Source organism: Flavobacterium johnsoniae, assembly GCF_001879205.1.
Taxonomy (GTDB): domain Bacteria; phylum Bacteroidota; class Bacteroidia; order Flavobacteriales; family Flavobacteriaceae; genus Flavobacterium; species Flavobacterium johnsoniae_A.
Genome location: NZ_MLFK01000001.1, coordinates 142325 through 166719 on the forward strand (window position 1 = coordinate 142325; position 24395 = coordinate 166719).

Sequence of the window (24395 nt, forward strand, 5' to 3'; positions counted from 1 at the left end):
CTTAGTACCTTAGCATCTTAGAACCTCAGCACCTAAAAAAAATGATCAACTTATTCAACACCCACATCGAGACGCTTGCGATACACCGCGTAGGAAACAAAAGCCGTAACGAAGCTATTTTTTTATCAGAACAGCCATTTAATCTAAACGATGAAATTGTGCCTTTGATAAAAGAATACTTCTTTAAACCTTTTAGAGAGAAAGAAGAAAACTATTATCAGTTTGCACACGAAGTGGACTTGGATTACAACGATATGTTTAAATATGCAACTGAGATTTTTGCAAATCCTGCGAATGTTCAGGAGGTTTCCAAAAAAATCACCAAGCATTTATACGAGCAGTCCAATCATCCGCATATTAAAAACGGAGAGGTTTACGTAACGTATCTAACAAACTTAAGTATTGACAATAATGTTGTTGATGCAATTGGAATTTTCAAAAGTGAATTACAGGCTGACTTTTTACAATTTGAAGAAAAAGACAGCAACCTTGAAATGATTTTACAACAGGGAATTAACCTGAGTAAATTAGATAAAGGATGTTTGATTTTTAATTATAAAAAAGAAGAAGGATATAAAATCTTAACTGTAGACAGCAACCGTTATGACGCTCGTTACTGGTTAGAGCACTTTTTATCTGTAGATGCTTTTGAAGATGAAAATTTCATCACTAAAAAATATTTAAAATTCTGTCAAAACTTCGCAAAAGACGTGGTTTTGCCAGCAGAAGACAAGAAAGAGGAAGTAATGTTTATGAACAGATCTGTGAATTATTTCGCAAAAAATGATCAGTTTGAAGAACAAAATTTCTTGAATGAAGTATTAGACAATCCTGACTTAATTCCTGAATTTAAAAACTATAAAGTTGATAAAGGAGAAAAATACAGCATCGAAGATGTAACTTCATTCCCAATCGCAAACGCAGCAGTTTCTGACGCTAGAAAATCGATTAAAAACGTAATTAATCTGGATACTCACATTCAAATTAAAATGGATTTTATCAACCCTGAAAGTGCAGAGAAATTTGTTGAAAAAGGCTGGGATGAAGAAAAACAAATGTATTACTACTTAGTGTATTTCAATAAAGAAGAAAAAAGCTAAGAGTCATTCATTTTCTATTACTTACTTACTAAACAAAAAACGGCAATTACATTTTGTAACTGCCGTTTTTTAATTGCACTATTTTCGAATTTTATAAAATTGAAAATACTGCTTTTACAATATCGTCATAGACCTGTTTATCCCTTTCTCCAGTGCGGGCCAAAACCCTGATTCCTGAATAATTATTAAAGATAAATCGCGCCAAAACTCTGGCATCCTGCTGTTTTGAAATATGCCCCTGCTCCTGCCCTTTCTTCACGGCATTTGTAAAAACTTCTTCCATGGTCTGAATGTTGTTTTTTACAATCTTTGCTATTTCTTCATCGTGCATTGCAAGCTCAACAGAAGAATTGACCATAAAACAGCCCTTTGTAATTCGGTCTTCCAGACTTTCTATAACAGCCTGTTTAAAAATATCATGCAGGGTCTCTTTAACATTATCTGATTTTTCTAAAAGCTCTTTTACAGCATCCTGCGCTTGCTTTTGATAGCGCTGCAGAGATTTCGAAAACAATTTCTGCTTATCACCAAAAGTATCATACAAACTCGAACGGCTTAAACCCAAATGCGTTACCAAATCCTGAGCAGATGTTCCGTTGTAACCTTTGTGCCAAAAAATTTCAATCGCTTTATCTAAAGCCTTATCTTCATTAAACTCTTTTGTTCTAGCCATGATCGCACATTTAAATTTCTATACAAAGATAATGATTATACGGAACAATCGTTCCTGAATTAGTCAAAAAAATTATACTACTGCATTTACGGTAAGTCCGCCGTCAATTACGATTTCAGTTCCGGTAATAAATGACGAATCATCTGAGGCTAAAAATGCGACTGTTTTGGCAATTTCTGAAGATTGAGCAAAACGTTTCAACAAGATTTTTTCGCCTAAAATAGTTCCAAAACCATCTACTTCTTCTTTTTGCAAACCTAATTTTCCGTAAAGCGGTGTTTCAACAGGACCTGGAGAAACGGCATTTACTCTAATTTTTCTTGGAGCCAATTCTACTGCAAAAACTTTATTAAAAGATAAAACTGCTGCTTTACTTGCTGCATAAACACTTGAATTTGGCATTCCCACATGGGCATTTATAGAAGTATTAAAAATAATAGATGCGCCATCATTTAAAATTGGCAGTAATTTTTGAACTGTAAAATAAACACCTTTAGTATTTACATTCATAATAGTATCGTAATGCTCTTCCGGAGCAGATTCCATTGGAGAAAATGAGGCAATTCCGGCATTTAAGAATACAATATCAATTTTACCAAACTTTGCTTTTACTTCTTCCACTAAATTATCAATTGAGCTTAGATCAGACTGATCTGCCACAATTCCTGTAACATTCAATTCGGTTTCGGCTTTTTCCAGCGCTTCTTTGTTTCTTCCAGTCACAACTACTTGTGCACCTTTTGTTACTAATTCGGCAGCAGCTGCGTACCCAATTCCGCTATTTCCTCCTGTTACAATAGCCACTTTATTTACTAAATTTTTCATTTTATTTGTTATTTAAGTTATTGATTATTCAATTATTATGGTACAAAGATATAATAACGGAACGATCGTTCCGTTATTAATTATGTTAATATTTAGTTAAAACAGCTAATCTCTTTTTAAAGCGCCCATTTATAAGGGATTGTATCTATCAAACTATAAACGAAAGAAATCATAAAATGTCGCCGATTCTTAATTTATGCTTAATTTTGTATTCTAAAACAAAAAAACAGATGGATCGTCTTTTACCCAACGAAAGCCCTTTCGAAACGATAATCTCATTTCATAAACTAATTGAGTCTTTTGAGCAGATTGCTTTATCTGATGTTGATTACCGATCTAACTACGCCAAAGCTATTTTAAAAGAAGTCGAAGCTTATCCGGAATTTAGAACCGGCATTCGCGATTACAGCGTTATTAAAAATAATGAGGCATTAATTAGAAACATTGCTGCAGATTTATTCCCTACGGCTTTGACAAACAACGAAATAAAGGCTATAACAATTCCTTTTCAAAACATCTCTTTCAACTATACAGAACGTTTCAAGAAAATATTACGCAATGCAGGTGACGAATTTTACATGGAAATTCGTGATTTTGATGATCATCAATTCTATGTCAACAACTGCTGTCTTATTTTAGGTGTTTATTACAAACAAAAAATAGATTTTAATAAACCTTTCTTTTACGATATTCCAGATGAAGATGGGGTCGAAAAACATTATCGAATTTTATATAATGCTGATTTTATGGAAATTATTCCAACAGAAAAATCGGTACATTTAACTCAGGACGATATTGATTTATTGTTTGATAATTACAATGACATTGATCTTTGGAAATCAAAATTTCCTCCGGGAAGCTGGATTTTAAAAGGTTTTGGTATTGTTTCTTTATTTGATGCCACTACCGAAAGTGCTATTTCAAATTTAAAAAGTAATTTATTAAAACCGGATTCCAAAACTGTTGCTTCAAATGATGTTATTGAGAATATTTTCAGGTCAATATTTAAAATTCCGAGTTTAAAGGTTGGTTTCATTATCTATAATCCAGAGGAAGAAAAATTCATCAGACCAATAAAATTTGACAATCAGCTTCAGAGTTTTTTACTAAAAACAGATCAGGAAGTAGATTGCAAAAATGCTTTCTTTGGCTGTTCTTTTCAAAACCTTTTAGACAATAAAGAACCTTTTGCAATCTCGAATGTTAAAAAATTCATCGAAGAATCTTCAAACAAAAAACTTGGTGAACATTTATTAAAGCAGGGAATTCAAAGCTGTGTTTTTGCTCCGGTTATAAAAGATGGGCATTTACTGGGCGTTGTCGAATTAGTATCTGAAAATGCAAGAGATTTAAACAGTGTAAATGCCACTAAACTAGAATTGGTTTTACCGTATTTAACAGATACTATCGATCGTTACAATACTGATATGCAGCATCAGATCGAAGCCATTATTCAGCGTGAATATACTACGATTCATCCAAGTGTTTACTGGAAATTTAAAAAAGAATCACAAAATTATTTTCAAAATATAAATCATACAAAAGATTATATTTTTAAGGAAATTGTATTCAAAAACGTTTTCCCTTTATATGGACAAATCGATATTAAAAGTTCGTCTGAACATCGAAATGAAACGGTCAAAATTGATTTAAAAAATCAGCTTACGGCTTTATTGGAAATCTTTGATAATCAGAAGCCAAATTCAAATCTGGTTCTTTTGGAACAAAGAAAATTTGAGTTGGAATCGCTTCGAAATGAATTGGATTTCCCACTAAAAGCAGATACAGAACAACATATTCAGCGTTATATCGAAGAAGAAATTCATCCGATACTGAAAAACACCAAAGGCAATGCTAAAAATGAAGAATTAGAAGAATTGTACTTTGAAAGTCTGGATGAAAAGACAGGAATGTTTTATCAGGAGAGAAAAAAGTTTGATAATGCAATGTCAATTATCAACAAAAGACTGGCAACAGTTTTAGATAAAAAACAAATTGAAGCGCAGCAAATTTATCCGCATTATTACGAACGTTTTAAAACAGATGGAGTTGAACATAATTTATATATAGGAGCCTCAATTACACCAACACGTCCTTTTGATATTATGTATCTGCATAATCTTCGTTTGTGGCAATTGCAGACTTTATGCGAAATGGAATTAGAACATCATCAGCTAAAAGAATCTCTTCCTTACGAGTTAGATGTTACTTCACTGATTTTGGTATTCAGCCAGCCTCTTTCTATTCGTTTTAGAATGGATGAAAAACGTTTTGATGTAGACGGAACTTACAATGCAAGATATGAAGTTGTTAAAAAACGAATCGACAAATCGAACATTAAAGGTACAAATGACCGTATTACCGAAAAAGAAAAAATTACAATCGTATATTCTCAAAACAGCGAAGAAGCCGAATATCTAAAATACATTAAATATTTACAGCACAAGAAGATTCTTGAGCCGGCAATAGAACAATTTGAAGTTGAAGATCTTCAGGGAGTTTCGGGCTTAAGAGCCATTCGTGTAAAAGTCATTAATAATACTTCAAATCCAGCGGTTAAAAAAATTACCTATCAAGATTTATTAGACGAGCTCAACTAATTAGTTGAGCTTTTTTTTGAGTTTATCGAACACTGATGAAACGAATTCGCTATGGCGAAAACGCGGATAATAGCGGATTTTTGATTTTTGATTTTTGATTTTTGAATAAATAAAAAAGCTTTGTCAAAGTTTAAAACTTCGACAAAGCTGCTAATTTTTCTCTTACGATAAAACTTAAATTGATTTAAAGGCAATTACAAACGAAATAACAGTAATGATTAAACCAAACATAAAAAAGTTATAGGCAATTCGAAGTAAATTATATTTGCGTTGCAGCACTAATCCCAGATAATACAAGTCTTTAATCATGGTTGAATACAAATAATCACGGTCTTTCATCATTTCGTTCATTGCCCAGTCGTAATCTTCAAGAGGCATTTTATAGAAATTTCCAAAAAACATCAAATTCACTTTTTTTGCCTCAACATCATCACGCGTAAAAAAACCAGATGTAACTTTTGGCCTGGTCGAAAGAATGGCAAAAATAATCGTGATTACACTAGACATCAGCATAATAAATGTAGGAATAACCAAGTGGGCGTTCTTCGGGCTGTCTAATTTTGGAATTATAGACGACAATGCAATCGAAATAATAATCGCATTTACTGATAATAAAATATTGGCTTTACTATCAGCAATACCACTTAAGCGAGTGTGATTTCCGAGTGTAACGCGAAATAAGGTATCAATACCACGATCTGGTTTCTCGATTTTTTCGTTCTTTTTATTTTCTTTTTCAATAGTTTCGGCAGCTTTCAATTCTTGTTTATTTATTTTTTTCTGAATCAAAAGCAGGTTTTTTTCTTTAAGAGGCTGCCATTTTTTCAAAGCATGATCTGTATAAAATCGATGCTTGTTCAATAAAAAATTAAGATTTTCTTTGGTCCACTCGGCATTGGTAAAAGTTACTATTCCAGTATTTTTTAACTCTAGACGCAGTAATTCGCAGGTTGTAGTATATTCAGTTCCCATAAGATGCGCATAATCCGCATCTTTAATTATTTTCTCTAAATGGGTCTTAGGCTCATATTCTTTGGCTGTAGCCAAAATTAAGCTGGAAACAAGTTCTATGAAATCTTCTGATTTTCCTTTTTCTCTTAAAAAATCAGCTGCTATTTTTACACTCTTGTTTTCATGGTTTTCATAACCTTCAACATACCCCGTATCATGAAACCAAGCTGCAACCAAAAGCGCCTCTTTTTTATCTCCTTCTACATCTTCTTTTTTACAAAGCTCTTTTACCGCCGTAACTACAGTGAAAGTATGGTTAAAATTATGATAAGAATATAAATTAGAAAGTTTATCTTTGAGTAAATTACTGACGAAATCTTCGGATTGTTCTATTAGATTCATAAAGAATATTTTTATACCACTAAATTATGAAATTGTTTTTGGATAATCATTTTATTGCTAAGATTAAAAACTTTTCATTAGCAATTACTACTATAGTACTAATAAATTCCTGTGCCACGCATAAAGCGCAGTATGGAAAAAATGTTAGTGCCAACGAAACAGAAAACGCAACAGATACTATAAAAATTGCACATACTTTTTATCTTGTTGGAGATGCCGGAAACGCTGATGAAGAACAGGCACAGCAAACGCTGGAACTCTTACATCAAAAGCTTAAGAAATCCAGCAAAAAATCGACTTTAATATTTTTGGGAGATAATATTTACCCAAAAGGCTTTCCAAGCGATAAAGATGCTGAAGATAAAGCTTTAGCCGAAACAAAACTGACAAACCAATTAAAACTGGCTAAAGGTTTTAAGGGAAAAACCGTTTTTATTCCGGGAAACCACGATTGGTACAGCGGTATTAAAGGTTTAGAACTGCAGGCTGATTTTGTAACCAAACATTTGAACGATAAAAAAGCATTTCTGCCAAGGAAATCCTGCGCCATTGAAGATGTAAAAATTGATAGTACCACTACGTTAATAACTATTGACAGCGAATGGTTTCTGGAAGACTGGGACAATCACCCCACAATAAATGACAATTGCGACATTAAAACAAGAGAAGCTTTCTTTGATGAACTGGAAAATATCTTAAATAAAAATCAGGAAAAAACGGTTGTTCTCGCAATTCATCATCCTTTGCTGAGCAACGGAACGCATGGCGGGCAGTTTTCTATGGAAAAACAACTATTTCCGCTCGAAAACAAAATTCCGCTTCCGGTAATTGGATCTTTTATTAATTTACTAAGAAAAACGTCCGGAGTGAGTCCGCAGGACATTCAAAATAAGCAATATACCATTTATGCTAAGCGAATTAAAACACTCCTGCAAAAGCAGAAAAATGTAATTGTAGTTTCAGGGCACGATCATAACCTGCAATATATCAACAAAGAAAATATTCAGCAGATTATAAGCGGCGCCGGATCAAAATCTGAAGCGGCAAGAACCGTAAACCCAAATGATTTCTCGTATGGCGGCAATGGTTATGCAACCTTAACTCTATTTAAAAGCGGTGATGCAAAAGTTTCTTTTTTTGGAAATGAAAACAATAAAGAAAAACTGCTTTTTGAACGTGAAATTATAAAAGCAAAAGAAATTAACTGGGCATCCGATATCCCGAATAAATTTCCTTCAAAGATTACGACTTCTATTTATTCGACAAAAATGACAGATAAAAGTTTGTTTCATAAATTCCTTTTCGGACAGCATTACAGAAAGTATTACAGTATGCCAATTGATGTTAAGGTCGCAACTGTAGATACTTTAAAAGGTGGTTTAAAACCTATTCGCGAAGGCGGAGGACACCAATCTGTTTCTTTAAGAATGTCTGATCCTAAGGGGCGCGAATATGTAATGCGCGGTATGAAAAAAAGTGCAACTGTGTTTTTGCAATCTGTTGCTTTTAAGGATCAATATGTTGTAAATGATTTTGAAGATACTTATACAGAGAATTTTTTATTAGATTTCTATACCACTTCTCATCCGTATGCCCCATTTGCTATTGGCAGTATGTCAGACAAAATTGGACTTTTACACACCAATCCTATTTTGTATTATATCCCAAAACAAAATGGTTTGGGCGAATTTAATGCCGGATTTGGGGATCAGTTGTATATGATTGAAGAAAGACCTGCTGATAATCATTTAGATGGTAAAAATTTTGGAAATCCAAGCAACATTATTGGTACAGATGATTTGATGACCAATCTTCATAAAGATGAAAAATACAGCGTTGACGAAAAAGAATATATAAAAGCCCGTTTATTTGATATGCTTATTGGCGACTGGGACAGACATAGTGATCAATGGCGATGGGCCGAATATAAAAAAGATGGTAAAGTAATTTATAAACCAATTCCGAGAGACAGGGATCAGGCTTTTGCAAAATATGACGGAACATTGCTTTCTCTCTTAATGAATATTCCAGCACTGCGCCATATGCGTACTTTTAAGAATAAAATCGATAATGTAAAATGGCTGGGCAGGGAACCTTACCCTATGGATTTGGCATTTTTAAAAACTGCAGAAGAAAAAGACTGGATTGCAGAGGCAAAATTCATACAGGAAAATTTAACGGACAGTGATATTGATGCTGCGTTTAAAAACATGCCGAAAGAAGTTCAGGATGAAACAGTTGAAGACATTAAACGCAAATTAAAAAACAGAAAAAAAGAACTTAAAAAATATGCTTCGAAGTATTTTGATGTTTTAAGCAAAACGGTTATGATTGCCGGAACAGATAAAAAAGACAAATTTGTTTTGAATCATAATAACAAAAAAAGTATTGAAATCCAGGTTTTCAGAATGAAAAAAGAAGGCGATGAACTGCAATACACCAAAACCGTAACCGATGCGAAAACCAAGAATTTATGGATTTACGGTTTAGATGATAATGATGTTTTTGAAGTAAAAGGCGATCAGAAATCGCGAATTAAGATTCGTTTAATTGGAGGTCAGAACAACGATACCTATAATATTGAAAACGGAAGAAAGGTTATTGTTTACGATTTTAAATCAAAAGAAAACACTTATAATTTCTCACAAGGTGCGGGTACTAAAACCAAAACACAGTTAACAGACGATTATGATGTAAACTTATATAATTATGAAAAACCGAAATACAATGTAATTTCCGGTTTGCCAAATATTGGTTTTAATCCTGATGACGGTGTAAAAGTGGGCGTTAATTTAAATTATACCGTAAACAATTTTAAGCAAAACCCTTATACACAAAGACACGTTTTAAATGCATTTTATTATTTTGCTACTGGTGGTTTAGAATTTAATTATGCGGCTCACTTCCCGGGACTATTAGGAAAATGGGTTATTGATGTTGAATCGCTTTACACAACTCCAAACTTTGCGATGAATTATTTTGGATACGGAAATGAAACTCAAAATCACGACGATGATCTGGGAATGGATTATAACAGAGTTCGAATTAGAAAATTTAATGTTTCCGGTGCCATTCGTCACGTTGGAAGATATGGAAGTGAATTTAGCGTACAGCCTATCTTTCAGAGAATGACTGTCGAAGAAACAGAAAACAGATACATTAACATTCCTAACATAGTAAATCCGAATGTTTTTGACACTCAGAATTATGGAGGCTTAAAAGTAAAATATCTATTTAAAAATTCTGATTTTGCGGCAAAACCAACTTTAGGAATGGCGTTTATGATTGCGGCAACCTGGACGGCAAACTTAAGTGAAACCAAACAAAATTTTCCAACTTTGGAAAGTTTCTTAGGGTTTACGCATAAGATTGATCACAATGGCAAATTAGTGCTGGCAACTTATATTAAAGGAAAAGCTATTTTAAATAATAACTATGAGTTTTATCAAGGTGCCGCTTTAGGAGGAGATACAGATTTACGTGGTTTTAGAAATGACCGATTTTTAGGTAGTTCTTATTTCTCTCAAAGTTCTGATTTACGTTTAAGTCTGGGTAAAATTCAAAAAACCATTGCACCATTAACCTATGGAATTTTAGGTGGTTTTGACTACGGAAGAATATGGCTTGATGGAGAAAACTCCAGAAAATGGCATCAGGATTACGGCGGCGGACTTTGGCTAAATGCTATTAATGTCCTAACTGCAAGAATCTCTTACTTTAAATCTCCAGATGAAGTAGGAAGAGTTATTTTTGGAGCAGCTTACAGCTTTTAGTTTTAGCCCTAAGGTTCTGAGATGCTAAGGTTCTAAGTTTTTTTTAGGTTCAAAGTAACAAAGGCTCTAAGTGACAAAGTTTTTTGCCACGAATTCACGAATTATTGATTATAATAATTCGTGAATTCGTGGCAATCTTTTTTAAAGTCTTAGCAACTCAGAAACTTAGTATCTTGGTCACTTCAACTTAAACTCATAAACATTCCCTCCTACTTTATTTGTTTTTTCGTCGGCAATCAGGAGTGTATTGTTGTCTTTAAAAACGATAGCTTCTTTTTGAGAAAAGTGACCAAGGTTTATTTCGGTTTGCGTTCCTTTATGGAATAAATCATCTTTAAAACCTTTAAATAAAAGTACTTTATCGTGGCTCAACAAAGCAACTTTTTTTCCATCAGGACTAATTGTGGCGCTTGTTAAAACACAGTGATTGTAATTATTACAAGTTTTGAACTCTCCAATTTTTACTGCCTTCTGGGTTCCTTTTGCATTTTTTATTTTGTAGATAAAAGCCGTTCCATCAAAACCTTTACTGCGGTTTTTTGTAAAAAGGTAAAAATATCCGTTGTGTTCAAAGAAACCTTCAACGTCAAAGAACATCTCTTTTTTCTTTGGAGGAAACTCGGTTTGTTCAGGATATGAAAATGAGATTTTATATTCGGCGGAAGCCTCATCTTTATTTAACTGACTTTTGGCAACTTTATAAATACACAAATCTCTTCGTTCATTGTCGTTATTTCCAAAATCTCCAATGTAAAGATTACCGGTTTTATCTTTGGTAATATCTTCCCAATCGACGTTTTGAGCATTAGAAATGGTAATTGTTTTCTCTAATTTTCCTTTCGCATTGATCGCATAAATTGCATTTTTATTGCCGCTGTCTTCTAAAGTGTAAATTATATGAGTCTCTGGAAAATAAGTAATTCCTGAAACTTCTTTTAATTTTTTTGGAAGTGAATAAAGCGTTTTAAAATCACTGTCAGATTGTTGCTGACAGGCTAATAAAACTAAAGATACGACTACTATAAAAGGCTTTTTCATAAGATTGTGTTTTTTTAAAACCATATAAGTTATATAAGAAAATTTAAGTTTTACTTATAGACTTGTATGTACTTTTTAAATCATATAAGTACTAAGAAATACAAGAAAAATTCAAGTTTTGCTTTATGGACTTATATAACTTACCTGGTTTATTTTAAACTAAGTTTGTATTTTTAAAATTACGAATAATAAATTCAAAAGCGGCATGCATAATGTGCCCCATCGATTTGGCGTTTTTAAATTTCATATCGTTTGTATATCTATACAATTCCATTTTCAGCTGATTTAAATGTTCTTCTGTTGAAATAGTATCGTGGCACATTATATTGAGTAATTTCTTGATTCTGTTTTCTGCAGAATGAATACGTTTGGCCAAAATCGCCCTTTCTTCATCCTTATACTGAATAATAGAACGCTCTTCTAATTTCTCTTTAATCAGCTTAATCATCGGATAATTTTCTTTAAAAAACTGCGGACGATATACTTTGAAATTTCCCTCATAACATTGCTGGTCAAAATCTATAGGACGAATTTTATAAACGACCTGATCGAAATCGTGAATGGGCACAATGACATAATTATAGGCGCGCATATCGCCCAAAAGCCTAATCATACATCGCTCGTTAAATTTTACAAATTCTTTGGCGATTTGCGCTTTTTCCATTTCGGTACATTTATCGAGCAAAGTATCCATAAAAACGTCACCCGGAATTCCGATAATATGTTCCTCGATCAAAGTATCATTGTAAACCAAAAAGTTGATTTTATCCGGCGAAAGAATATCTTCTAATTCTAAACCGTAAATTCTTGAAGCATCAGCTTTTTTAATATAAAAATGAACGTAATTATCGTTAAGAATATTTCTGACTTTGATTCTAAAAGGTTTGGAGTTTCCAAATGTGCAATAATCAATGGCATCAATATTTAAAAACTGAATAATCTCGGTATTTCCATCAGAATGCAGCAGTGAATAAATTTTCTTAAGATTCAGATCAATTTCATTCCTTTCGAATTCGTTGTAATAAACGCGAATCCATAAAGTGTCAGTTTCATTTTTATCGTAAACATTAATTGAACCTGAAAAACGCAGTAAGTCATCATAAAACACAGATACTTTCGAAATACGTTCGTATCTGTCCAAATAACTTAAAAGTGGCTGTGTCAAAGGATAAGAAGGTTTCTTTAACACCATCAAAGGTTCGCTCATTTTGAATATCTTTATTACAAATTTACATCAATAAGATGATAAAAATAAATTTGACGTAACAATATACCAGTTGGCTCGTCTTACTAAAAACTAAAACCGAAATAAATTTGGAAACCATACTTACTATTCAGAATCTCAGTAAAAGATACGGGCGCATTCAAGCTCTTAAAAATGTATCTTTTAGCATACAAAAAGGCCATGTCTACGGAATCCTGGGCCCTAACGGAAGCGGAAAATCTACTACTTTAGGAATTGTTTTAAATGTCGTTAACAGAACATCAGGCGATTATAAATGGTTTGACGGAAATGTACAGACACACGAAGCTTTAAAAAAAGTGGGAGCCATAATCGAGCGCCCCAATTTTTATCCATATATGACTGCTGAGGAAAACCTTAAACTGGTTTGCAAAATTAAAAACATTAATTATTCTAAGATTGAAGAAAAACTAAATCTTGTTGGATTAACAGAAAGAAAAGACAGCAAATTCAGTACTTTTTCTCTTGGAATGAAACAACGTCTGGCGATTGCATCAGCGCTTTTAAATGATCCTGAAATTTTAATTCTGGATGAGCCTACAAATGGTTTAGACCCGCAGGGAATTCATCAAATTAGAGATATTATCAAAGAAATTGCATCGCACGGAACTACGATTTTATTGGCCTCTCACTTATTAGACGAAGTCGAAAAAGTATGTTCGCACGTTGTTGTATTACGAAAAGGAGAAGTTTTATACTCAGGCTCTGTTGACGGAATGTCCGCAATTGAAGGTTTCTTTGAAATTTCTTCGAATGATAATACGGCGCTGAAATCAATTTTGGGTGAACATCAGGCTGTGGGACAAATTAAAGACGAAGACGGAAAAGTTTTGGTTTACTTAAAATCTGAATTATCTGCCTCAGAGCTAAATCAGTTTTTATTCTCAAAAAACATTGTTTTAAGTCATTTGGTAAAACGTAAAAATAGCCTTGAAGCACAGTTTTTAGAATTAACCAAAAATACCAATCCAAAAATCTAACTAAGCCATGAACAGACTTATCTCTATAGAATTGCAAAAAATCTGGAAAAACAAAGCCAGTCGTATTTTAACAATAACGTATTTTGTCCTGCTTTCCTTTATCGCCTTAATTGCTTCAATTAAATTTGATTTGGGAGTTTTTAAATTCCATTTGGCCGAAATGGGTATTTTCAATTTTCCGTTTATATGGCATTTTAATACTTACATTGCTGCTCTTCTTAAATTTTTTCTTGCTATTGTAATTGTTTCCATGATGGCAAACGAATACAGTTATGGCACTTTAAAACAAAATTTGATTGACGGTTTAAGCAAAAAAGAATTCATTCTCTCTAAATTTTTGACTGTTGTGCTTTTTGCTTTGTGCTCTACTATTTTTGTTTTTATAATGAGTTTACTTCTTGGATTCAGTTTTTCATCTTACAATGAATTTGATGTTATTTTCATGGATTTAGATTATTTACTGGCCTTTTTTGTAAAACTAACTGGTTTCTTTGCTTTCTGTTTATTCTTGGGAATTTTGGTAAAACGCTCTGCTTTTGCATTAGGTTTTTTGTTGGTTTGGAGCATTTTGGAAGGAATTATAAAGGGAATTCTAACTTTTAGAATTTTTCCTCAAAGCAACACCGGAGATTATATTATGCAATTCTTTCCACTAGAAGCAATGTCTAACTTAATCATTGAACCTTTTTCAAGATTATCTATAATACGAAGCATAGGAAATCAAATGGGAGTTGAAAGTACAAAGGATTATGGAGTACATTATTTCTCTATTTTAATTGTATTAATCTGGACATTTTTATTCGTATATTTTTCTTACAAATTATTAAAAAATAGAGATTTATAGTATATTTGTTATACTATGAATTACACAAGAAGTTTTTTTATTTTTCTATTTTTATGCGTTTCATCTTTAAAGATGAATGCACAAGTTATAAGCATTGATGATACAAAAACACCACAGCAGCTCATTGAAGATATTTTAATAAATAGTTCATGCGCTGCTGCCACAAATTCTACAGGTAAGGGAGATAATTTTAGACCCGGAAAACAAAGTTTTGCTTATTTCAACAGGAACGGAAGCAATTTCCCTTTTACCGAAGGAATAGTTCTGGCAACATCAACGGCTCAAAGTGCAGTTGGACCTTTTGTAAGCGAGCTTGTAAGTAATGACAGTCCAAACTGGCTTGGCGACAATGATCTTGATCAGACATTGGGCAGTCATTCTATAAATGCAACAGTATTAGAATTTGATTTTGTTGCTTCGGCAAATTCATTAAGTTTTAATTACATTTTTGCTTCAAATGAATATCAATACGATTATCCATGTAACTATTCAGATGGATTTGCATTTTTAATCAAGGAAGTTGGAACCACAAATCCTTATAAGAATTTAGCCGTAATCCCTAATACCAATACCCCTGTTTCATCTATTGACATCCGTCCAAAAATTGAACCGGGTACAAGACCTGGAGGCTTCACTTATACTGGCTGCGAAGCCGCGAACTTAAGTTACTTTAATGGTTTGAACAACAATACAAGTCCGGTAAATTATGCCGGACAAACTGTTGTTATGACGGCTCAATCTGATGTAATTGCAGGAAAAACATATCACGTAAAACTGGTAATTGCTGACGACCGAAATAGAAACCTCGAATCAGCCATTTTTCTTGAAGCCGGAAGCTTTGCATCAAAAATTCTTCTGGGCCAGGATCGTACAATTGCCACAAACAACCCTGCTTGTTTTGGAGAAGAAATCGATCTTAACAGTAATCTTGATCCTGCTGCTTATACTTTTAAATGGTTTAAAAAAGATAATCCTGCCGTTGTTCTAAGTACAAATTCTACTTATAAGGTTACAAATGCAGGAAATTATAGAGTTGAAGCCACCGTTATTGGTACAACCTGCCTACTGTCCGGAGAAATAAAAATTGATTATGCTGCTGAAATTCTTTCAACAAATACAATCCTTCTTCAATGTGATGATAACACAGATGGAATTTCAATTTTCAACTTAAGTAAGGCAGATAATATTGTAAAAAATAATGTCCCAGCCATTATAAATGAAGGATATTATGTAACACTAGCAAATGCCCAAACTAAAACAAATAAAATTGCTGTACCAAATACGTATACAAATACGGCAAACAATCAAATTGTTTATGCCCGTCTAGAAAATGAATATGGCTGTTTTACAACTGCCGAAGTAACGTTACAAATTGCAGCTACATCAATAGCAGATCCTGCTCCAATAAATACCTGCGATGGAGACGGAATACAGGATGGTTTTTACCAATTTGATTTGAATGCAGATGTTACACCAAAAATTACTGCCGGATTGCCAAGCGGATTAACTGTCAATTATTATTTAACAGCTAATGATGCTTTAACAGAAACAAATCAGCTTTCTAATATTTTTAAAAACACTACCGCTTATAATCAGACTATTTACGCCAGAGTTGTCAACGGTCCTGATTGCTACGATATTGTACCGGCTGCTCTTGTTGTGAATACTTTTGATCCGCCGAATTTTGAAGATGAGTCGGAGTTTTTATGCCAAAATAGTGATGTAACATTAACCGTAGCTTCAGGATTCAGCAGTTATTTATGGAGCAATGGTGAGACCTCAAATTCTACAACCATAACAGTTCCCGGCGATTACTCTGTAACTGTAAAAGATGCAAATGGATGCGAAAAAACAAAAAAGTTTAAAGTAATATTATCTGAACCTGCCACAATAACAAATGCAGTTGTTAAAGATTTTTCCGGAAACGATAATTCTGTTCTAATCGATTATACTGGAGTTGGAAATTATGAATTTTCATTAGACGGATTAACTTTTCAGGATGATCCTTTGTTTACCGGAGTAACTGTAGGAACTTATAACGCCATTGCAAGAGATAAAAACGGATGCGGATTATCAAATTCATTTTTGGTTTATGTTTTAGATTATCCTAGATTTTTTACGCCAAATGGAGACGGTTATAATGATTTATGGGTTATTGAAGATTCTAATTTACTTCCTGACTACACGATACACATTTTTGATCGTTACGGAAAATTTTTAAAAGAAATGAACAAGAACAGTGTAGGCTGGAATGGATTATACAACGGTCAGCAGCTTCCTTCTGATGATTATTGGTTTACTTTGATCTTTGTTGACGGCAGAAATGTAAAAGGACATTTTAGTTTAAAAAGATAAAGAATCTAATTTAAGGCATAAAAAAATCCCAAACTCCTAATTGGAATTTGGGATTTTTATATTGAGAGTTAAAACTTATTAGATTTTATATCTTTTTCTATCAGTTTCACTTAAATAAATCTTTCTTAAACGAAGAGATTTTGGAGTAACTTCAACATACTCATCTTTTTGAATGTACTCTAAAGCTTCTTCTAATGAGAATTTGATAGCAGGAATAATTCTTGCTTTGTCATCAGCTCCAGATGAACGTACGTTTGAAAGTTTTTTCGTTTTAGTTACGTTAACAGTCATATCATCGCTACGAGTGTTTTCTCCAATAACCTGACCTTCATAGATATCCTCGTTAGGATCAACGAAGAATTTACCACGATCTTGTAATTTATCGATAGAGTAAGGAATTGCTTTTCCGTTTTCCATAGAGATTAATGAACCGTTGTTACGTCCAGGAATTTCTCCTTTGTATGGTTCGTATCCTATGAAACGGTGTGCCATAATAGCCTCACCAGCAGTAGCAGTAAGCAATTGATTTCTTAAACCGATAATTCCACGAGATGGAATATTAAATTTAATAATCATACGCTCTCCTTTACCTTCCATAGAAAGCATTTCACCTTTACGGATAGTTACAAATTCTACCGCTCTACCTGAAAGGTTTTCTGGCAAATCGATTGTTAATTCCTCAATTGGCTCACATTTAACACCATCAACTTCTTTGATGATAACTTGCGGCTGTCCAATTTGAAGTTCGTAACCTTCTCTTCTCATTGTTTCAATAAGAACAGATAAGTGAAGTACACCACGACCAAAAACCATGAATTTATCAGCAGAATCAGTTTCTCCAACTTTCATCGCTAAGTTTTTCTCAAGTTCTTTTGTCAATCTTTCTCTAATGTGTCTAGAAGTAACAAATTTACCTTCTTTACCGAAGAATGGTGAATCGTTAATAGTAAACAACATACTCATTGTTGGCTCATCGATAGCAATAGTTTGTAAAGCTTCAGGATTTTCAAAATCAGCAATAGTATCACCAATTTCAAAACCTTCTACACCTACGATTGCACAAATATCTCCGGCAATAACTTCTTCTACTTTTCTACGGCCTAAACCTTCGAAAGTATGTAATTCTTTAATTCTTGATTTGATTACTTTACCATCTCTTTTTACCAAAGAAATTGGCATTCCTTCTTTTAGAACACCTCTTTCAAGGCGACCAATAGCGATACGACCTGTAAAAGAAGAGAAATCTAAAGATGTAATTAACATTTGAGGAGTACCTTCAGAAACTTTAGGAGCTGGTACATTAGCAATAACCATGTCTAATAAAGGCTCGATATTTTCTGTTTGGTTCTTCCAATCGTCAGACATCCAATTGTTTTTAGCAGAACCATAAACAGTTGGAAAATCTAATTGCTCTTCAGTTGCACCTAATTCAAACATCAAATCAAAAACTTTTTCGTGAACTTCTTCAGGAGTACAGTTTTCTTTGTCAACTTTATTAATAACTACACAAGGTTTTAAACCTAAGTCAATCGCTTTTTGTAACACAAAACGAGTTTGCGGCATAGGACCTTCAAAAGCATCCACTAGCAAACATACACCATCGGCCATGTTCAATACACGCTCTACTTCACCTCCAAAATCCGCGTGGCCTGGAGTGTCAATAATATTGATTTTTGTTCCTTTGTACTGAACAGAAACGTTTTTAGAAGTAATAGTAATACCTCTCTCACGCTCTAAATCGTTATTATCAAGAATTAAATCACCTGTATTTTCGTTGTCACGAAATAATTGACAGTGATACATAATTTTATCAACCAAAGTGGTTTTACCGTGATCGACGTGGGCAATAATTGCAATATTTCTAATAGATTCCATTTGTGATTTTTAATGGGTGCAAAAGTACACTTTATTTTGATAAAAAAAACGTTTCTGTGATAGTTTGCGTATATACAAGTAATTAGTTCGTTAAACTAGTATTAATTTACCCCCTAAAATGAACTTTAGTTATTGTTTAGTTATAGTTAATTTAACTATATTTGAGTAATGAAAAGTAAAACTCTCAAAATTACTCTCGTTTACGTTATCATATCGCTAATTATGGCCATAGTCTGTCATAATCTACTCACTGACTACTTTTTTCAATCCAAATATTCGTATTTATTTTTCCTTAAAGATGTTTTTTTCATCATCACTACAGGATTCATTTTCAGATATATATTATCCGCAAATGAAAAGAAAAATATTTCTGTTTTTAAAAAATTAAACAGGACAAATGAAGAAATTAAGGAATCAAATGAAAAATATGATATCGTTGCAAAAGCAACAAGCGATACAATTTGGGATTGGAAAATTCAGGAAGACAGCATAAATTGGAACAAAGGTATTGAAAGTGTCTTTGGTTATAATCCGCAGGAAGTAGGAAAAACTTCAAAATGGTGGTTCGATAAAATTCACCCGGAAGACAGTATCAGAATGTCTATAAAATTATATTCATTTATTGAGCAAAAAACAGAAAAATGGCAGGATCAATACCGTTTTAGATGTGCGGATGGAACTTATAAATACGTTTTAGACCGAGGTTTTTTGTTAAAAGATGAAAACGGAAGAGCTATTAGAATGATCGGGGCTATTCAGGATATCACCAAACAAAAAGAAGAAGAACAGCGATTAAAGCTTTTGGAAACCGTAATTACACAATCTAAAGATTCCATTTTAATTACCGAAGCCAATTCTCTAGATCGCAAAATTCCACGAATTGTCTACGTAAATCCGGCATTTTCTCAAATGTCAGGTTATCAGTCTAATGAAATTATTGGAAAATCAACAAACATATTCAAAGGCCCAAAATCTGATTCTGAAGAATTAAAAAAACTTTTAAGGGCCATAAAAAATGAGGAAGAATGTGTAATCGAAACAATAACTTATACTAAAACCAAAGAAGAATACTGGGTTCGTTTTGCCATGATCCCTATTTTTAACAACGAAGGAGTCATTACACACTGGATTTCTATACAAAGAGATATTACAGATGAGAAAAAACTGGAAACCGAAAAAGAGCATCTCATTCGTGAGCTTACGCAAAACAATAAAGACTTAAAACAATTCTCTTATATCACATCTCATAATCTCCGTGCACCGTTATCTAACTTAATCGGACTTTTAAATCTTATTGAAGATATTCCAATCGAAAACGAAGAACTGGAAGAAATTTTGGCTGGTTTTACAAAATCGACACATTTATTAAATGAAACAATAAACGATCTGGTAAAAGTAATTATCATAAAAGACAATCCATCCATGCAAAAAGAAGAGGTTTCATTAAAAGAAGTCTTTGAAAATGTTTTTAGCCAGTTGTCTTTTCAAATTGAATTGCACAAACCTATTATTAAATTAAAGTTTGACAGAGTACCACTTTTAAATACAAATAAGGCCTACATAGAAAGCATCTTACTTAATCTGCTTACAAATTCAATAAAATACAAATCAGAAAACAGAAAGCTGAAAATATCTATTACAGCCGAACAAATAGACCACCAAGCCATTTTAACCTTTAAAGACAATGGAATCGGAATAGATTTAGAAAGAAATCGCGATAAAGTTTTTGGTCTTTACCAAAGATTCCATAACTATCCTGACAGTAAAGGGTTAGGTTTATACCTTGTAAAATCGCAGGTTGAAACAATGGGAGGAACTATTACAATAGACAGTGAAGTTAATAAAGGCACCACATTTACTATAACATTTAAAAATTAAAAACATGCTCGAGCAAATTTTATGCATTGATGATGACCCAATCACGTTAATGCTATGCAAAAAGGTAATTTCAAAATCATCATTCTCACATGAAATTATTACTGCTCAAAATGGCGAAGAAGCATTACACCATTTTAACACGTTAAAATACACTAACAGCAAAAACAAAGTAAACAAAAAACCAGAATTGATTTTTCTTGACTTAAACATGCCTGTTATGGGAGGATGGGAGTTTTTGGATCATTTTACTTCCGAAGCTTATACTGAATTTAACACGGCGAAAGTCATCGTATTATCTTCTACCATCGACCCCGAAGATCTTGCAAAAGCAAAAAAATACCCTATAATAATTGATTTTCTTTCTAAACCAATTACACAAGCCATGCTGGAATACCTTAAAAAGAAAATGGAAATTTAGGGCAAATTTACAATATCAAAATTCTAAACTACCACACTCCGCACTTTCATTTAAAACTGGAATTTTAAAACCGAATATTATATAAACAAAAAAAGCCCTCTAAAAGAGGACTTTTTGATATTTAGGAAATTGTAATTAATTACAATTTAGCAACATGCTTAGTTAATTTAGACTTCAAGTTAGAAGCTTTATTATCATGAATGATGTTCTTTTTAGCTAATTTATCAATCATAGAGATAACAGTTGATAATTTTGCAGTAGCATCTGCTTTATCAGTAGCTATTCTTAATGCTTTAATAGCATTACGAGTAGTTTTATGTTGATATCTGTTAAGAACTCTTCTTTTTTCGTTACTTCTGATTCTTTTTAATGCTGACTTATGATTTGCCATTTTCTTTTAATTTTAGATGTAATAATTTATATATACTAGTTAAAAAAGAAAAACCTCCCACAATTGCAAAACAATCACTTTGGTTTTAACTAATAAAATAAAAACCGAGACACCAATCTTTATTTTATAAAACTTATTTACAACTAATTTTGTAGTCTGTAAGGGAATCGAACCCCTGTTACCAGGACGAAAGCCTGGAGTCCTAACCCCTAGACGAACAGACCAATTTCCTTCTAAGTTTTCTTCAATTTATAATAAAATTGAAATTGTAGTCCGTGGGGGAATCGAACCCCCCTTACCAGGATGAAAACCTGGCGTCCTAACCGATAGACGAACGGACCGTGTATTTCTCTAATGCGGATGCAAAGATACATCTATTTTTTAGTTGCACAATAGCTGATGCATTTTTTTTTATTTTTTTTTAATATGCCTTAGCAAACAGTACCCTCTTAGTCGACGGACTACCAGTAAACACGCAGGTTCCCGTCTCTTCAACTGCATCCAGAGGAATGCATCGAATCGTTGCTTTTGTCAAATCTTTTATCTTCTCTTCGGTTGCCGCAGTACCATCCCAATGAGCAGAAATAAACCCTCCTTTTCCTTCTAAAACTTCTTTAAACTCCTCAAAATTATTTACTTCTGTAATATGAGTATTGCGATAGTTTAACGCTCTGTCAAATAAATCCTTTTGAATCTGTTCTAACAAATCATTTACATATTCAACAATTTTCTCTGCAGCTACAACTTCTTTTGACAAATTATCACGTCTTGCCACCTCAAAAGTTCCGTTTTCTAAATCTTTTGGACCAACAGCAATTCTAACAGGCACACCTTTCAATTCCCATTCAGCAAATTTAAATCCTGGTTTTTGAGTTGTTCTGTCATCATATTTAACCGAAATCTTAAGCTTTCTCAATTTAGCAGTCAGTTCATTAACCGCAGTTGTAATCTGAGCCAATTGTTCGTCTGTTTTATGAATAGGAACAATTACCACTTGTATTGGAGCTAAATTTGGAGGCAGCACTAACCCCTGATCATCAGAATGTGTCATAATCAACGCTCCCATCAAACGGGTAGAAACTCCCCAAGATGTTCCCCAAACGTGCTCTTGTTTTCCTTCCGCATTAGCAAACTTCACATCAAATGCTTTTGCAAAATTTTGCCCTAAGAAATGCGAAGTTCCTGCTTGTAATGCTTTTCCATCCTGCATTAAAGCCTCAATACAATATGTTTCATCTGCACCCGCAAAACGTTCACTTTCTGTTTTAATCCCTTTAACAACAGGAATTGCCATAAAAGTCTCAGCAAAATCTGCATAAACGTTCATCATTTTTTCAGATTCTTCCAAAGCTTCTGCTTTTGTTGCATGAGCTGTATGCCCTTCCTGCCACAAAAATTCTGCAGTTCTTAAAAATAAACGCGTACGCATTTCCCAACGCACCACATTTGCCCATTGATTAATCAGCAAAGGCAAATCTCTATAAGATTGTACCCATCCTTTATATGTAGACCAGATAATCGCCTCACTTGTAGGCCTAACAATAAGCTCTTCTTCCAGTTTAGCATTTGGGTCAACCATCAGCTTTCCTTCTCTATCCGGATCATTCTTTAATCTATAGTGCGTTACAACAGCACACTCTTTCGCAAATCCTTCTGCATTCTTTTCCTCAGCCTCAAACATGCTTTTGGGAACAAATAAAGGAAAATAAGCATTTTGATGTCCTGTTTCTTTAAACATTCGATCTAACTCTGCCTGCATCTTTTCCCAAATTGCATAGCCGTACGGCTTGATCACCATACATCCTCTAACTCCTGAATTTTCAGCTAAATCTGCTTTGACAACCAGCTCATTATACCATTTCGAATAATCTTCTGATCGCGTAGTAAGGTTCTTACTCATATTATATAGTTTGGCACAAATTTTGTTTTAATAATTTTAACTAAATAGTTTGACAAAACTAACTATTTTTGTAATGTGCAACAATAAAAAACACGACAGATATGAAAACTTATACTACTCTCCGCCAAAACTCAAGTCATTTTTACTTAATTGGATTACTGAGTTTTCTACTAGCATCGTGTGGTTCTTACCAAAATACATCCTATCATGACAATGATGGTGTATACAGTAATACTACCAACAGATATGCTCAAACAAATACCACAAACGCTAATAACCAATATAAAGATTACTTTAGATCGCTTCAGGATGACAATCAGCCAACTGAAATTTTTACCGATGTAGACAATTACGGCAATTATTCAGATACTGACAGCACGCAAACTGCAGCTGTAGCCTATCCTGCATGGGGAAGCAGTAATTCTGAAGTTTCTGTAAACGTTTATTCTGACCCTGCATGGTCATTCGGATTTGGATTTGGATATCCATATTACGGATGGGGATATGGCGGTTATTGGGGAGCTGGCTGGGGATACCCGGGATACGCTTGGGGTTATCCGGGATACTGGGGTCCAGGATGGGGCTACCCAGGATATTGGGGACCTAGATACTATGGAAACTACTCATACAGCTATGGAAGAAGAGGATCTGCCGCTTATTATGGCAGCAGAAATTACGCTTCAAATAGAAACTACTATTCAAATAGAAATTTTGTAAACAGCAGAAGTTATAACTCAAATAGAAATTTCACTAATAGAAGCAGTAGTTATACCACAAATAGAAATTATACTAACAGATCTAACAGTTACTCTGACTACAGAAGAGGTTCATCTGTAAACGGAAGAACTTACAATAATAGTTCAAGCCCAAATTTCAGTAACAGAAGAAGCTATTCTCAAGGTCAGAACAACACTTATGATTATTCTAACAGAAGGTCATCTAGCGGTACAACCACAAACAGAAGCTACAACAACACTAACAGCAGCCCTTCGAGAACATACTCTCCTAGCCCTTCTCGTTCAATGAACAGTGGCGGCGGAAGCATGAGATCGTCTGGAGGCGGTGGAGGCGGTGGAAGATCGTACGGCGGAGGCGGAGGCGGAAGAAGGTAACATTTTTTCCCTTTTGCACATCTAAATACACTTACAC

General features: G+C 33.6%; 17 protein-coding genes and 2 tRNA genes. 9 read left to right on the forward strand and 10 right to left on the reverse strand.

Annotated elements, in window-relative coordinates; all coding sequences use genetic code 11:
* Window positions 1-41: 41 nt before the first annotated feature.
* On the forward strand, window positions 42-1100 hold the full coding sequence (locus tag BKM63_RS00650) for a nucleoid-associated protein (RefSeq protein ID WP_071634763.1): 1059 nt from the start codon (window positions 42-44) through the stop codon (window positions 1098-1100).
* A gap of 91 nt (window positions 1101-1191) precedes the next feature.
* Here the strand turns inward: BKM63_RS00650 and BKM63_RS00655 are convergent, their stop codons facing one another.
* Complete coding sequence (locus tag BKM63_RS00655) at window positions 1192-1773, reverse strand: TetR/AcrR family transcriptional regulator (RefSeq protein ID WP_071634764.1); 582 nt, start codon at window positions 1771-1773, stop codon at window positions 1192-1194.
* A 72-nt stretch (window positions 1774-1845) separates the two neighbouring features.
* Entirely contained in the window at window positions 1846-2598 is a 753-nt protein-coding gene (locus tag BKM63_RS00660) for an SDR family oxidoreductase (protein WP_071634765.1), read from the reverse strand.
* A 230-nt stretch (window positions 2599-2828) separates the two neighbouring features.
* On the opposite strand from BKM63_RS00660, the gene BKM63_RS00665 reads away from it, so the two are divergent.
* On the forward strand, window positions 2829-5198 hold the full coding sequence (locus BKM63_RS00665; RefSeq protein ID WP_071635053.1) for a GAF domain-containing protein: 2370 nt from the start codon (window positions 2829-2831) through the stop codon (window positions 5196-5198).
* A gap of 174 nt (window positions 5199-5372) precedes the next feature.
* Here BKM63_RS00665 and BKM63_RS00675 read toward each other — a convergent pair whose 3' ends face one another.
* Window positions 5373-6551, reverse strand: a complete 1179-nt coding sequence (locus BKM63_RS00675; protein ID WP_071634767.1) for a Pycsar system effector family protein — start codon at window positions 6549-6551, stop codon at window positions 5373-5375.
* Window positions 6552-6577: 26 nt separating this feature from the next.
* On the opposite strand from BKM63_RS00675, the gene BKM63_RS00680 reads away from it, so the two are divergent.
* Complete coding sequence (locus tag BKM63_RS00680) at window positions 6578-10324, forward strand: metallophosphoesterase (RefSeq protein ID WP_071634768.1); 3747 nt, start codon at window positions 6578-6580, stop codon at window positions 10322-10324.
* Window positions 10325-10501: 177 nt separating this feature from the next.
* Here the strand turns inward: BKM63_RS00680 and BKM63_RS00685 are convergent, their stop codons facing one another.
* Window positions 10502-11362, reverse strand: coding sequence for a hypothetical protein (locus BKM63_RS00685; RefSeq protein WP_071635054.1), 861 nt, complete (start codon window positions 11360-11362; stop codon window positions 10502-10504).
* 154 nt (window positions 11363-11516) lie between these two features.
* Window positions 11517-12569: a hypothetical protein gene (locus BKM63_RS00690; RefSeq protein WP_071634769.1), complete on the reverse strand. Its 1053-nt coding sequence runs from the start codon at window positions 12567-12569 to the stop codon at window positions 11517-11519.
* Window positions 12570-12676: 107 nt separating this feature from the next.
* Here BKM63_RS00690 and BKM63_RS00695 point away from each other — a divergent pair, with 107 nt between their 5' ends.
* From BKM63_RS00695 to BKM63_RS00705, 3 genes are all read left to right on the forward strand, one after another.
* Window positions 12677-13585, forward strand: coding sequence for an ABC transporter ATP-binding protein (locus tag BKM63_RS00695; RefSeq protein WP_071634770.1), 909 nt, complete (start codon window positions 12677-12679; stop codon window positions 13583-13585).
* A 7-nt stretch (window positions 13586-13592) separates the two neighbouring features.
* The gene (locus BKM63_RS00700; protein WP_071634771.1) at window positions 13593-14429 is read left to right on the forward strand and encodes an ABC transporter permease; all 837 of its coding nucleotides are present in this window, start codon (window positions 13593-13595) and stop codon (window positions 14427-14429) included.
* A 72-nt stretch (window positions 14430-14501) separates the two neighbouring features.
* Window positions 14502-16784 carry a T9SS type B sorting domain-containing protein gene (locus BKM63_RS00705; RefSeq protein ID WP_242661072.1) on the forward strand — a complete coding sequence of 761 codons (2283 nt, stop codon included), beginning with the start codon at window positions 14502-14504 and terminating at the stop codon, window positions 16782-16784.
* 78 nt (window positions 16785-16862) lie between these two features.
* Here the strand turns inward: BKM63_RS00705 and typA are convergent, their stop codons facing one another.
* The gene (typA, locus tag BKM63_RS00710) at window positions 16863-18659 is read right to left on the reverse strand and encodes a translational GTPase TypA (RefSeq protein WP_071634773.1); all 1797 of its coding nucleotides are present in this window, start codon (window positions 18657-18659) and stop codon (window positions 16863-16865) included.
* Window positions 18660-18881: 222 nt separating this feature from the next.
* On the opposite strand from typA, the gene BKM63_RS00715 reads away from it, so the two are divergent.
* Both BKM63_RS00715 and BKM63_RS00720 read left to right on the forward strand, forming a co-directional pair.
* On the forward strand, window positions 18882-20537 hold the full coding sequence (locus BKM63_RS00715; RefSeq protein ID WP_242661073.1) for a PAS domain-containing sensor histidine kinase: 1656 nt from the start codon (window positions 18882-18884) through the stop codon (window positions 20535-20537).
* 4 nt (window positions 20538-20541) lie between these two features.
* Complete coding sequence (locus BKM63_RS00720; protein WP_071634775.1) at window positions 20542-20955, forward strand: response regulator; 414 nt, start codon at window positions 20542-20544, stop codon at window positions 20953-20955.
* A gap of 139 nt (window positions 20956-21094) precedes the next feature.
* Here BKM63_RS00720 and rpsT read toward each other — a convergent pair whose 3' ends face one another.
* The 4 genes from rpsT to proS all read right to left on the reverse strand — a co-directional run bounded on the left by rpsT (window position 21095) and on the right by proS (window position 23246).
* Complete coding sequence (gene rpsT / locus BKM63_RS00725; protein WP_068844538.1) at window positions 21095-21346, reverse strand: 30S ribosomal protein S20; 252 nt, start codon at window positions 21344-21346, stop codon at window positions 21095-21097.
* Between the two features lie 152 nt (window positions 21347-21498).
* A tRNA-Glu gene (locus BKM63_RS00730) sits at window positions 21499-21570 on the reverse strand.
* Between the two features lie 45 nt (window positions 21571-21615).
* Window positions 21616-21687, reverse strand: a tRNA-Glu gene (locus tag BKM63_RS00735).
* Window positions 21688-21767: 80 nt separating this feature from the next.
* Window positions 21768-23246, reverse strand: coding sequence for a proline--tRNA ligase (gene proS, locus BKM63_RS00740; RefSeq protein ID WP_071634776.1), 1479 nt, complete (start codon window positions 23244-23246; stop codon window positions 21768-21770).
* A 101-nt stretch (window positions 23247-23347) separates the two neighbouring features.
* Here proS and BKM63_RS00745 point away from each other — a divergent pair, with 101 nt between their 5' ends.
* Window positions 23348-24358, forward strand: a complete 1011-nt coding sequence (locus BKM63_RS00745; RefSeq protein WP_071634777.1) for a hypothetical protein — start codon at window positions 23348-23350, stop codon at window positions 24356-24358.
* The last annotated feature ends 37 nt before the right edge of the window (window positions 24359-24395 follow it).